Origin of the sequence: Robertmurraya phoenicis, from assembly GCF_047302285.1 — a bacterium.
Taxonomy (GTDB): domain Bacteria; phylum Bacillota; class Bacilli; order Bacillales; family Cytobacillaceae; genus Robertmurraya.
This window is the reverse complement of the sequence record NZ_CP154845.1, coordinates 2,490,770-2,504,218: the sequence shown is the minus strand read 5'-3', so window position 1 is coordinate 2,504,218 and position 13,449 is coordinate 2,490,770. Positions and strand designations below refer to the sequence as shown.

The following is a 13,449-nucleotide window of genomic DNA, read 5'->3' as shown; positions in this document are numbered from 1 at the left end:
GTCTTTTTATTTTGTTATCTTTGCCACTAAGTGATGTTCAGATAAATTTAATAGGTGAGTGCTAATTGACTGAAATTTCCCCATTCTTCTTTTTAATATAAAAATGAAGGAGGAAAAGCCCTCCTGGCGAGAGAAAGTATTGCATATACGGAGAAATTCTTTGTCCGGTTGAAAAAGATAGAATTTATTTTTAAAGAAAAGAGGATTAAATTAATAATCACAAGAATCTTTTAGGGTTTAGGTGCTTAAGGATCTTTACTTAAAAATTTCATTCTAGCAAATTTATGTTGAACAATCTATTTAAAATGTTTCAGCTTAATGTAAAGTAACGAGGTGAAGGGTTTGTCTGAAAAGAGAAGTATAGTAGTTGTTTCTTATATGAAAAATACATTACATACACTATTAAAACAATTAAATGAGATAGGATTAATGGAGCATTTTGACTTTGAAGGTGCTACGGTTGATCAGTTAGAAACCTCAATTATCAAAAGAAATTCGCTTGTGCTTGTTTCCAGTGAAATTGTTTACACAATGGTTAAGCCATATCTCGATGAAGAAACACCGTATATCATTACAACAAGAACCATTAATTATGCGAATTTACGAGAAATACTAGAGATTCCTAAAGGAACAAGAGCGTACTTAGTAAGCGATTTAAAACAGTCAGCTGAAGAGACGATAAGTATTTTAGAAGAGACTGGGATTGAACTTGATCTTGTTCCGTATTATCCACAAAAAAGAGCAGATGAAAGTATTAGTATTGCCATTACACCTGGTGAACCACAATTTGTTCCTAAAACTGTAACGAAAACGATTAATATTGGAAGTAGATTAGTTGATATTTCTACGCTTATTGAAATATTTAACTTTTTTCGAATATCTCCTTTTTCAGCTAAAGCTCACCTTTCAGCTAGATTTATGCAGTCAGTAATCCACTTTTCTAAAGAGTTAAGCAATGAAATATTTCGTTCGACTCTTCTGCGGAAAAGTCTAGACAGCATTGTTCAAAATATTGATGATGCTGTGTTGGTTTATAATAATGAAAATGAGATTGAAGTATTAAATAAAGCAGCGATGGACTATTTGAATCTATCTTCACAAGTGCAGAAGCAAAATATTAATATTATGAATCCACTTTATTATCAGGCGATAAAAAATCTGTCAGTTGGACAGGAAAACTTTGTTGAAATTAATGATATTACTTTTTACATGAGAAAGAAAAGAATTATGGTTGATGATCAAATCTATTCAACACTAATTATTTTTCGTGAAGCAAGGGACTATCAAAAAATCGAACATGATTTCCGTTTTAAGGCTAAGCAAAAAAATAGTATGGCAAGATACCGTTTTGATGATATTAAAACGGCAAGTGTTCCAGTATTAGAAATGATAAAGGTTGCAGGTAGACTAGCAAAAAGTGATTCAACGATCTTGATATTAGGTGAAACAGGGACAGGAAAAGAGGTTCTTGCGCAGGCAATTCATCAAGCATCTCCAAGAAAATACGAAACGTTTGTGGGTGTCAATTTTGCGGCTATTTCCGAAAGTTTAATGGAGAGTGAGTTGTTTGGCTATGAACCGGGTTCCTTTACTGGTGCTCGCAAAAGAGGACATATTGGATTATTTGAGCAAGCTCATCTTGGCAGTATTTTCTTAGATGAAATAGGGGATGCGGCACCTGTCATTCAAAATCGATTACTACGAGTCCTTCAAGAAAGACAAATTATGAGAGTTGGTGGCGATATGATAATTCCTCTTGATGTTAGAGTAATCGCTGCTACGAATAAGAATTTAAAGAAACTTATAGAAGAAGGTCTTTTTCGTGAAGACCTTTATTATCGACTTAATGTCCTGCCACTAAAGCTTTTGCCACTTAGAGAAAGAAAAAAAGATATTTCTCTTCTAATTCATTTATTCTCAAAGGAATTTCAAGAAAAGCTTGGAAGAGAGCCGTTTGTGTTTACAAAGGAAGCACTAACTCACTGTGAAAATTATTATTGGCCTGGAAATGTTCGTGAACTTCGAAATGTGGTTGAATATGTCGCTCATATAAGTGGAGAAAAAGTATATAAAGAGGAGCTCCCTATTAACGATGATGGACTAGTAACTTTCGATTCTATTGAAAATAACAGAGAATTGGAAACGATAAAAAACGAATTAATCGAAAAAGGTTTTATTCAAGAAGTTTTAATGATACTAAAATATTTAAACGAAACTCATGTGATGTCTGCTGGACGCATTTCTTTGCTAAATCATTTATTAGAGGAAGGGTATGTGTTTTCGGAGCAACAATTACGTTATCGATTGAAGATTTTGCATGATTATGGCTTGATTATAACTCAAAGAGGACGCGGTGGAAGTCAAATAACTGATAAAGGAACGAAATTTATTGAAGGGAACGAAACTTTTCTATAATAATAGGGCAAGAAAGTTCCTGAACAATCGACAAACAGATTGATCTACGAGAGTTATTTGAGACAGATCAAAACAGTCAGCTTCTCCTAAAATTAAAAGAAAAACGGGAAGCTGACCAGTATGAGGTGTTAAATATTTGCTAATTGATGTATCGCTTTTGCATAAATGACAGTTGCTTTCATCAAATCATTAATTTCAATATATTCATCGATTTGATGGGCGGTATTTTTCTTTCCTGGGAAGACAGCTCCATATGCAACTCCGTTTTCAATAAATCGAGCATAGGTAGCTCCTCCAGTTGTGAGAAGATTTGCTTTTTCACCAGTTTCTAATTCATATGCCTCTTGTAATATTTTGATAATTGGCTCGTCCTTATCAACATAATGAGGTTTTTTCTCTCTTACTTCTTCGATTTCTAAATTGTAGTCTGTAATTGCTTCAGTAATTCTCTCAATTGTCCGTAAATAAGGTGTTTCAACTGGACAGCGAATATTTAATGATAGGTGTGCTTCATCTTTAGCTGAGTAACGAAAAATGCCTGCATTAACAGTTAATGGTCCAGTTACTTCATCCGAAAAATTAATACCAAGCTTCTCACCAAAAGGATCTTCTGCAATTCGTTCTGATATAAATTGAATAAAGGGGTTTTTAGGGACTACGTTCACTAAAAAGGAAGCTAGTTTAGTACCTGCGTTGATTCCATTATTAGGCTCCATTCCATGAGCTGATTTCCCTTTTACCTTTAATAGAAGGGAATGTGACGATCTATCAGTAGAGAATGTTATGTTTTCCTTAAGGCAATACTCCGTAAAACTATCGGTTAATTCATCTAAATTATTTCCTCCAATTGATGCTTCAGCATGATCAGGAACCATATTCCCTTTTTCACCTGAGTAAAAGGAATGTAATTGATATTTATCATTGGAATCCTTTATATCTTTTAACCGAAGTAGGACATTAATTTGTCCTTTTTCTGCATGAATGATGGGAAACATTGCATCTGGTGCAAATCCGGTTAATGCAGGGGGTTCAAGCTTCACATATTTCTTCATACAAGACATACCACTTTCTTCGTCTGTTCCAAAAATAATTCTGACACGATGCTTCAAAGGTAGCCTACTTTCTTTAATCATTTTGATGGCATAATAAGCAGCCAATGTCGGTCCCTTATCATCAATGGCGCCCCTAGCAAAAAGTTTTCCATCTTTTATTACTGGTTTAAATGGGTCTGATTCCCAGTTTCCAGTTGCAGGAACAACATCAAGATGACATAGAACCGCGATATATTGAGAAGCATTTTCAGGTCCAATCTCAGCATAACCAACAAAACCATCCATATTTTTCGTCCGAAAACCATCTTTTTCTGCTAGTTGAAGCATGAACTCTAGTGCCTCTTTAATATTTTCTCCCATAGGAGCTAAATCCGATTTTGATGATAAATCTTTGACACTTTTAATCGATAATAATTTTGATAAATCTTCTAGTAGCAAATCTTCATTTTCTATGATTTTTGCTCTCCAATTCAAATAAATCCCTCCTTCTATAAAATTGTACATGCAAGATATATACCAAATGCTTTCATGACGATTATCTTGAATTTTTTAATTCACAAACAACCTATTATCACTGATTTATGTATTAATTGGTTAATGTGGTTACCCATATAATTAGATTATTTTTAGAATTTTCACGAATTTTGTCATTGTATAGTTGGAAAAAAGAACTGAATGAATATATTTATAAAAAAATTGCTTTCATTTAATAGAAAGAAAGAATGTATACTGTTTTATCAGAAATCAAAGCTCTGTAAATAACAGTTGTTTTTTACAAAAATATAATATTTACGTAATATTGGCACAATACTTGCAATTAAAATAATTGTTACAAAAAATAGATGGAGGTAGAAATGAATGAGAAAAGAATGGAGTAAAATGTTGGTTCTCATGTTCCTAGGTTTTGTTGTTTTTCTAGGTGGATGTAATTTCAGTGGGAGCTCATCTGAACCAACTAACAAAACAGATGAGGGAAATAATGCTCAAGAAAGCGGAGAAAGTACTACTGATAATATTTTAAAAATAAGTCTGGACAACGACATCCCAGATTTAAACCAAGTCAAAACAACAGATGGAATTTCGTTTAGTATATTAAATAACGTCATGGAGGGTCTTTTCCGTTTAGATGAAAATAATGAGCCTCAGCCTGCGATGGCTGAAAGTTATGAAAGATCAGATGATGGATTAACCTACACATTTACTTTAAAAGATGGAATTAAGTGGAGCAATGGTGAACCAGTAACAGCAAATGATTTTAAATATTCTTGGCTTCGAGCAATGCATCCTGATACTGCTGGTTCTTACGCATTTATATTAGCTGATTATATTAAAGGCGGAGCCGAATATGCTGCAGGTGAGGCAGATGCTGATTCAGTTTCTATTGAAGTAGTAGATGAAAAAACATTAGTGGTCGACCTTGTACAACCAACACCATTCTTTGTTGGACTTACCGCTTTTGTTACGTATTTTCCATTAAATGAGAAATTCGTTGAAGAAAAAGCAGGAGATTTTGCCTTAAACTATGACTCTATTCTATACAATGGTCCATATGTATTAACATCTTATGACCAAGCACAAGGTGTAGAAATGGAAAAAAATCCAGAGTACTGGGATAAAGACAACGTTTCAATTGTAAAGGTGAGTATGAAAGTTATTAAAGAAACTAGTACGGCTCTAAATTTATATGAAGCCGGTGACTTAGATAAAGTATACCTTGCCTCTGCAGATGTTGATGCTTACAAAGATAGTCCGGAATTTCAAACAGAAACAGAATTTAGAACTTACTTTATTCAATTTAATGAAGCAAAAGAACCATTTAATAATGATAATATTCGTAAAGCTCTTCAGTTAGCATACGATCCACAAATCTTAACCGATGTTATTTTAAATAACGGCTCTGAACCAGCATATGGACTTATTGCTACTGATATGGCTGGTGTTGATGGAAAATCATTTAGAGAACTTCAAGGTGATGTCATTAAGCCTGATATTGAAAAAGCAAAAGAGTATTGGGCTAAGGGTGTTGAGGAGTTAGGAACAACTCCACAAATCGAATTACTTACTGCGGATGACACGATTTCGAAGGATACGGGTACATTTCTGCAAAGTGAATATAAAAAGAATTTAGATGTTGATATTAGTCTTGTTACACAACCTTACAGTGGTCGTCTTGAAACGATGAGAGCTGGAGATTATCAAATGGCTGTAAACCGTTGGGGTGCAGACTTCAATGATGCTATAACTTATTTAGATTTATGGGAAGCTCCATCAAACACAGACTTCCGAGGGAACTTCATAAATTCGCAGTATGATGAACTAGTGAACACTGCGAAAGTTGAAGCTGATGATCAGGTTCGTATTCAGCATTTACTTGACGCTGAAAAATTAATTCTTGAAGATGGCTCAGTAGGACCGCTTTATTTTGATGGATTGTCCTTTTTACAGAAATCAAATGTAAAGGGAATTGTGACACATCCGTATGGAGCTTCACCTGATTTAAAATGGGCGACAAAGGAATAACAATGGCCGTCAGTTAGGGGGAGAATATCATTTCTCTCCCTACTATATAGATCTTGAAAATGATTTCAAAATATTAAATAATCATTCGAATGATCAATTCCTCATAATCTGGAGGTGTTAACGTGAAAAAATATTTATTTATGAGGCTTGTCAATATTGTGATTACGTTATTTATTATCGCAACTGCTACCTTTTTCTTAATGAAGCAAATGCCAGGTTCTCCTTTTGATGAGGAAAAATTGTCCACATTGTCTGATGAACAGCGGCTGGAATTTTACGCACGGTATGGACTCGATAAACCAGTATCACAACAATATTTTCTTTATATGAAAAGTTTGTTCCAAGGAGACCTTGGAGAATCGTATTACTTTAAGGGACAGGATGTTAGTTCACTTATTATTGGACGTATTGGCCCGTCAGCACTCTTAGGTTTTCAAGCTGTCATTTTAGGGTTTACCATTGGAATCATTTTAGGAATCGTCGCAGCATTTAGACATAATACGATGTGGGATCTTTCGACTATGTTGGTTGCTGTTCTTGGCGTATCGGTTCCGAACTTCGTATTCGCAGCCCTCCTTCAATATTATGTTGGTCTAAAATTAGGAATTCTTCCAGTTGCTTTTTGGGAATCCTACTCCAGTTCAGTTATGCCAACCATTGCTTTATCCCTGATGGTCATTGCTTTAATTGCAAGATTTACGAGGAATGAAATGCTTGAAGTATTACAACAGGATTATATGTTAACGGCAAAAGCAAAAGGTGTATCACAATTTAAGGTTGTTTATAAGCATGCAATTCGAAATGTTCTTATCCCCTTAGTGACGATTTTGGGACCCATTATCGTTAGTTTATTAACAGGATCCCTCGTCATTGAAAATATATTTGGGGTTCCTGGAATTGGAAGCTTGTTTGTTGATTCGATAAAAGTAAATGATTATACAACTATTATGGGCTTGACTTTATTCTACAGTGCGTTTTTTGTCCTTACTATGCTTGTCATCGATCTCTTATACGGAATTATCGATCCAAGAATTCGTATTACAGGGCAAAGGAGTGATTGATATGAAAAAGATTGAGACGATGTTAGAGGAAGAATTTTCAGTTGATTTGTTTGAGGTAGCAGGGAGAAGAATTGAACATAGTGAAAAGATTCAACGTCCACCCATGTCAGCATTTAAAGATAGTTGGATAAGGCTGAGAAAAAACAAAGGAGCTGTCATTAGTTTAATGGTTTTAGTGATTATACTTTTGCTAGCCATTTTTGGTCCATCTATGAATGAGTACAGGTATTACGAGACAGACTATGGGGCTGCGTATCAAGAGCCTAGTAAAGAGCATTGGTTAGGAACAGATAAATTTGGTCGTGATCAATGGACAAGAATCTGGGAAGGAACAAGAATCTCCTTATATATTGCTGTTTTAGCAGCATTTTTAGATTTATTAATTGGTGTTACAATCGGTGCAATCTCTGCTTTAAAAGGGGGAAAGGTTGACAATATCCTCCAGCGTTTTATCGAGATTTTAGTGGGGATACCGAATCTTGTTATCGTGATTTTATTGATCATGATTATGAAGCCAGGGATTCTAACCATTACACTAGCAATGGTTATCACCGGTTGGGTAAATATGGCTAGATTAGTAAGAGCCCAAATCTTTAAACTAAAGGGCCAAGAGTTTGTATTAGCATCCAAATCTTTAGGTTCATCAAATGGGCGATTGATCTTACATCATTTAATTCCGAATACGATGGGGTTAATTGTCATTAATATGATGTTTACGATTCCTTCAGCTATTTTTATGGAAGCTTTTTTGAGTTTTATTGGTCTCGGTTTGCAAGAGCCGTTAGCATCTTTAGGAGTACTTATCAATGATGGGTTCCAAGGAATGAGAAATCATTTTTACTTAATGATGTATCCAGCAATCGTTATTGTTGCTATAATGGTAGCTTTTAATATTTTAGCAGATGGATTACGAGATGCTTTAGATCCGAAAATGAGAAAGTAAATAATTATAAAAAAAGAGGGATTATGATGAATGATTCAATTAAAGTGTATCGTGGAGAATATCTAGAAAGTACACATGCCATTCATGTAGCAGTCGTAAACGTGAAGGGTGAATTACTTTATTCTTATGGAGATCCGACTAGAGCGGTATTTCCACGCTCATCGATGAAACCATTTCAAGCTGTAGCCGTTGTGGAAACAGGAGCTTGCGATGCATACCAATTTGAAGAAAAGGACTTATCGTTAATTTGTGCATCTCATAGCGGAGAGAAGTTTCATAGAAATGGTGTTGCTAGTATTTTAGGGAGAATTCATCTTGAAGAGGAGGCTCTTCAATGTGGGACTCATATTCCTCGTGATATTGAGAGCTATAATGAACTAATTCGCAATGGTGGTTCATTAACGCCTATATATAGCAATTGCTCTGGTAAGCATTCAGGAATGCTTACAGCAGTTGTTCATATGAATGAAGATATAGAAAGCTATCGTGAGATTACACATCCCCATCAGCAGAGAATACTAAATGTAATCGAGCATGTGTGCAATTTTCCAAAGAGTGAAATCGATATTAGTGTAGATGGTTGTGGAGTACCTGTTCATCGACTTCCATTAGAAAATATTGCGATAGGATTTGCCCGCTTAGCAACTCCATTTGCTTGGGAATCTAGTGATACAGCTGTACATTTAGATAGAGTTCGCAATGCCATGATGGAACATCCTGAAATGGTAGGCGGTACAGATAGATTTGATACTGATTTAATGAGAGTTTTTAATAAAAGATTAGTGGCAAAGGCTGGAGCAGAGGGTGTTCAATGTATTGGGGATGTAGAAACGGGACTCGGCATCGCCATTAAAGTAGAGGACGGAAATGGTCGTGCAACAAGTGTCGCCGCAATGGAAGTGTTGAAGCAATTAGGTTTCGGTGATGAACTATTATATGAACAATTAAAACAATATATAGAAGCGCCTGTATTAAATGCCCGTAAAGATAAAATAGGCCGAATTGAAGCAGAGTTTGACCTCATGAAAAGACAAGAGGAAGCGCTTCGAGGCTAAATTGAAAAAATTTGATAGACGATTAGCATGCAAAGGAAGTGAAATAATATGGATACATTGCTTGAAGTGAATAATCTTCATGTTTCTTTCAAGACATTTGCTGGAAAAGTTCAAGCTGTCAGAGGAGTTAATTTATACTTAAGAAAAGGAGAAACACTAGCAATTGTTGGGGAATCTGGTTCTGGGAAATCGGTAACCTCCAAAAGTATTATGAAGCTTTTGCCAAGTAATTCTGCTGTTATTGAGGATGGAGAAATTCTTTTTGATGGGAAAAATATCGTAAATTATTCTGAAAAACAAATGGAAAAGATAAGAGGTTCTGAAATTGCGATGGTTTTTCAGGACCCGATGACTGCATTAAATCCTACGATGACCATTGGGAAACAAATCATGGAAAGTGTCATTACCCACCAGAAATTAAAGAAAGGGCAAGCTCTTCAAAGAGCGATTGAGCTTTTGAAACTAGTCGGAATTCCAAATGCTGAGGCAAGAGTAAAGCAATACCCTCATCAATTTTCTGGTGGCATGAGACAGCGTGTCGTGATTGCAATTGCCCTTGCATCCAATCCGAAAGTACTTATAGCTGATGAGCCAACAACAGCATTAGATGTGACCATACAAGCACAAATTCTTGATTTGATGAAGGATATTCAAGAAAAAATGAATACTTCAATCATCATTATTACCCATGATCTTGGTGTAGTAGCAAATATTGCTGACCGAGTGGCGGTGATGTACGCAGGAAAGATTGTTGAAACAGGTACCGTTGAGGAAGTGTTTTATAATCCACAACATGCTTATACATGGGGGTTACTAGGTTCCATGCCGAATATGGAATCGAGGGACGAGCTTATCGCGATTCCTGGGACACCGCCTGATTTAATCAATCCACCAAAAGGTGATGCATTTGCTGAAAGAAATGAATTTGCTTTAAAGATAGATTACTTACGTGAACCGCCGATGTTCAAAATCACTGATACGCATTTTGCGGCAACATGGCTTCTTCATGAGAAAGCACCGAAAATCGAAAAGCCAACAAAGTTAACGAAAAAGCGATTGCTGTCGGTAAAGTCAACTGAAACCAATGAAGCTGAGATACCGAAAGAAACATTAGTAGAAATTAAGAATTTAAAAAGACATTTTACAATTGGAAAAAATGATATTGTAAAAGCTGTTGATGATGTAACTTTTGACATTTTTAAAGGTGAAACCTTAGGCCTTGTTGGGGAATCAGGATGCGGGAAGTCAACTCTCGGAAGAACGTTGATGAGACTCTATGAAGCAACAGCAGGAGATGTTCTATTTCAAAGCGAATCAGTGTACGGGAAAAAGAATGCTGCTAACAGGAAGTTATTTAATCGGAAGGTTCAGATGATTTTCCAAGACCCTTATGCTTCCCTAAATCCAAGAAAAACCGTTATGGATATTATTGCTGAAGGAATTGATATACACGGACTTGCGACAACGAAAGTAGAAAGAAGGCAGAAGGTATTTGAATTATTGGAGACAGTTGGGCTTAACAAGGATCATGCGACTCGTTATCCCCATGAATTTTCAGGTGGACAACGTCAAAGAATTGGAATTGCCAGAGCACTAGCTGTGGAACCTGAGTTTATTATCGCTGATGAACCTATTAGCGCATTGGATGTATCAATCCAAGCCCAAGTTGTCAATCTAATGAAAAAACTACAAAAAGAACACGGACTAACATATCTTTTTATTGCTCATGACTTATCTATGATTAAACATATTAGTGACCGCGTTGGTGTTATGTACCTTGGGAGTTTAGTAGAATTAGCAGATGCTGATGCACTGTATGATGAACCACTGCATCCATACACTCAGGCTTTGTTATCTGCCGTTCCAGTGCCGGATCCGGATAGAGAGAAAACGAGAGAACGAATCATTTTAGAAGGAGATTTACCTAGTCCAAGCGATCCACCAAGTGGATGTCGTTTCCGAACTCGTTGCCCTCACGCAAATGAAATTTGCACAAAATCTATACCAGAATGGAAAGAAGTAAAACAGAAGCATTGGGTTGCGTGTCATCTTTATTAAAATCTGATTGGAATTTTCCAAGCCTCTTTCAAATGAGAGATACAGGCTTGGAAATTCACAAATAAAAAAATCTAAATTATCTAAAAGGCAAGTACTAACATTTAAAATTCTTCATGTTTCATTTTCTCCGTTTTACTTTTTAAGAATTCTTTAAATTCTTCTTTCGTTATATCTGATTTCATCGCTGCTACTACTAAATCGATCCATTCTTTAGAGAGAACATCTTCATTATTTTTCATAATCATTGCCTCCTAATTGTTTGTTAGTTATTGACGATGTTATTAAACACAATGAAATGAAATTCAGGATAGTTATTATATACTTCTTATCATGTAAGAAGTTTTTGGCGGTTGTGTGAATATTTTTAATTATTATAATTATGATGATTTACATTTGAATTTTAGAGAGTGATATAAATTACTGTGAAAATCCATTTTCTATCAATTTCAATCTTATTAAACAGTGAATTAATCAGCAATCTATTGATATTATTAGGTTTGCAAATATTTGGTGTTCATAAGTCTGTCATAACTTTGTTGCAAAAATGTGAATGATTACACAATGTGATGTTTTTTCCTATTAATAATGATAATCTTTCTCTTGTAAGAAATAATTATTTACACCTTATACATCATTAAAACATAGTTAGGAGAGATCGTCATGATCGGAAAATTATTAAGAGAAAACAACATTGTAGCAGGTATTTTAACAGTCGTTCGTATTTATCTTGGTTGGGCTTGGATGTCAGCAGGATGGGGTAAATTAACAGGCGGTTTTGATGCTGCTGGATTCTTAAAAGGTGCGGTAGCAAATCCAGTTTTACATGAAGGAAATGCAGTTTATGGCGGATGGGTATCATTCTTAGAAAGCTTTGCGATTCCAAATGCTTCATTATTCAATTTCATGATTCCACTTGGTGAATTTTTAGTAGGTTTAGGACTTATTCTTGGATGTTTAACAACAGCAGCAGCATTCTTTGCAATGGTTATGAACTTCTCATTCATGCTTTCTGGAACAATTTCTCATAACCCAACAGATATCATGATGGCAGTATTCATCGCAGCAGCAGGTTACAATGCAGGTAAATTTGGCTTAGACCGCTTTGTATTACCATATCTTCGCAAATTAGTAGGTAAAGGTAAAAATGAAGCAGCGCAATCCATTTCAGCCTAATATAGATTAGAATTTTGAAAGCAGTAGGAATTTTTCCTACTGCTTTTTTCGTATTCATTTTTTACTTATATCAAATAAATGAACTCTAAATTGGGAAATGTAAGATAAGAAAAAAAGGATGGTGGTTTAATGATGCTATTTAGGCGGAAGATCTATTTAATATTGATGTCCTGTTTACTTACTATTGTGACTGCTTGTGGCAATGGAGATGATAATGGAAATACTGGGGGCGAAGGGACCGAATTGGAAGGGAGTGTGGTTGTTGATGGTTCAGGAACGGTCTATCCTCTAATGTCAAGACTGGCTGAGGATTATATGATTAATGAACAAGAGAATGTTTCCGTTGAAGTGAGTCGTTCTGGAACAAGTGCAGGTTTTAAAAAATTTTTAGTTGAAAGCGGAACAGACTTCAATAATGCCTCTCGAAAGATTAAGGAGGAAGAGCTTGCTAAAGCAAAAGAGTTAGGAATAACAGCAAAAGAGTTGAAGGTTGCATTAGATGGGATCACGATCGTGGTCAATAAAGAAAATGATTGGGCAACAGATCTTACTCAGCAGGAAGTGGTTGATATTTTTCTTGCAAGTGCAGGGAAAACAAAATGGTCAGATGTTAGAGATGGGTTTCCTGATGAATCAATCGTAACATATGGTCCAAATGAAAATCATGGTACGTATGAGTTTTTCTGGGAAACCATTCTTGAAGAACAGGATTTAGTAGAAGGCATTAACTTGCAACAGGATTATGCAACTTTAGTTAGTTTAGTATCGAAAGATAAGAATGCTATAGCGTTTTTTGGATATGGATACTATGAAAGCAATAAGGATAAGTTAAATGCTGTAAAGATAGATTTCGGAAATGGTCTGGTAGAACCTTCTATTGACACTATAAAAGAAGATGGTGATTATGCTCCGTTTACTCGCCCTGTATTCACATATATAAATGAGGCTATGGCTCAAGAAAAGCCTCAAGTACTAGATTTCGCAATCTATGCGATGAAGAATGCTGGAGCAATGGCAAAAGAAACCGGATTTGCTCCACTACCAGAGGAAGAACTCCAGGAGTCAGTGCAATATTTAGAAGGGTTAAAAGAGTAAACTTTTTTCTTTATTCCTGTTCAATAAACGTATGGTGTAATGTTTTCTCCTGGTACCAAAGGTGAAAGGGGAGTAAA

The 13,449-nt window shown here is 35.5% G+C and carries 10 protein-coding genes; 8 read left to right on the top strand and 2 right to left on the bottom strand.

The window, feature by feature from the left end; genetic code table 11:
• Positions 1-342 precede the first annotated feature (342 nt).
• Positions 343-2,415 (top strand): sigma 54-interacting transcriptional regulator, encoded by a 2,073-nt coding sequence (locus AA0X71_RS12395; protein WP_413355622.1) that lies wholly within the window; start codon positions 343-345, stop codon positions 2,413-2,415.
• 128 nt (positions 2,416-2,543) lie between these two features.
• On the opposite strand, the gene pepV is transcribed toward AA0X71_RS12395, so the two are convergent.
• Positions 2,544-3,941, bottom strand: a complete 1,398-nt coding sequence (gene pepV / locus AA0X71_RS12390) for a dipeptidase PepV (RefSeq protein ID WP_413355621.1) — start codon at positions 3,939-3,941, stop codon at positions 2,544-2,546.
• 384 nt (positions 3,942-4,325) lie between these two features.
• Here pepV and AA0X71_RS12385 point away from each other — a divergent pair, with 384 nt between their 5' ends.
• The 5 genes from AA0X71_RS12385 (at position 4,326) to AA0X71_RS12365 (ending at position 11,104) form a co-directional block, all read left to right on the top strand.
• Positions 4,326-5,987, top strand: coding sequence for a peptide ABC transporter substrate-binding protein (locus AA0X71_RS12385; protein ID WP_413355620.1), 1,662 nt, complete (start codon positions 4,326-4,328; stop codon positions 5,985-5,987).
• Between the two features lie 122 nt (positions 5,988-6,109).
• Positions 6,110-7,048 (top strand): ABC transporter permease, encoded by a 939-nt coding sequence (locus AA0X71_RS12380; protein ID WP_413355619.1) that lies wholly within the window; start codon positions 6,110-6,112, stop codon positions 7,046-7,048.
• 1 nt (position 7,049) lies between these two features.
• The gene (locus AA0X71_RS12375) at positions 7,050-7,991 is read left to right on the top strand and encodes an ABC transporter permease (RefSeq protein WP_413355618.1); all 942 of its coding nucleotides are present in this window, start codon (positions 7,050-7,052) and stop codon (positions 7,989-7,991) included.
• Positions 7,992-8,017: 26 nt separating this feature from the next.
• The gene (locus AA0X71_RS12370; protein WP_413355617.1) at positions 8,018-9,046 is read left to right on the top strand and encodes an asparaginase; all 1,029 of its coding nucleotides are present in this window, start codon (positions 8,018-8,020) and stop codon (positions 9,044-9,046) included.
• Positions 9,047-9,094: 48 nt separating this feature from the next.
• Positions 9,095-11,104, top strand: a complete 2,010-nt coding sequence (locus AA0X71_RS12365) for a dipeptide ABC transporter ATP-binding protein (protein ID WP_413355616.1) — start codon at positions 9,095-9,097, stop codon at positions 11,102-11,104.
• Between the two features lie 101 nt (positions 11,105-11,205).
• Here the strand turns inward: AA0X71_RS12365 and AA0X71_RS12360 are convergent, their stop codons facing one another.
• Positions 11,206-11,343, bottom strand: a complete 138-nt coding sequence (locus tag AA0X71_RS12360) for an anti-repressor SinI family protein (protein WP_413355615.1) — start codon at positions 11,341-11,343, stop codon at positions 11,206-11,208.
• Positions 11,344-11,764: 421 nt separating this feature from the next.
• Between AA0X71_RS12360 and AA0X71_RS12355 the strand changes: the two genes are divergently transcribed.
• Together AA0X71_RS12355 and AA0X71_RS12350 are read left to right on the top strand one after the other, a co-directional pair.
• Positions 11,765-12,277: a DoxX family membrane protein gene (locus AA0X71_RS12355; RefSeq protein WP_413355614.1), complete on the top strand. Its 513-nt coding sequence runs from the start codon at positions 11,765-11,767 to the stop codon at positions 12,275-12,277.
• Positions 12,278-12,409: 132 nt separating this feature from the next.
• Entirely contained in the window at positions 12,410-13,372 is a 963-nt protein-coding gene (locus AA0X71_RS12350; protein ID WP_413362585.1) for a PstS family phosphate ABC transporter substrate-binding protein, read from the top strand.
• Positions 13,373-13,449 lie beyond the last annotated feature (77 nt).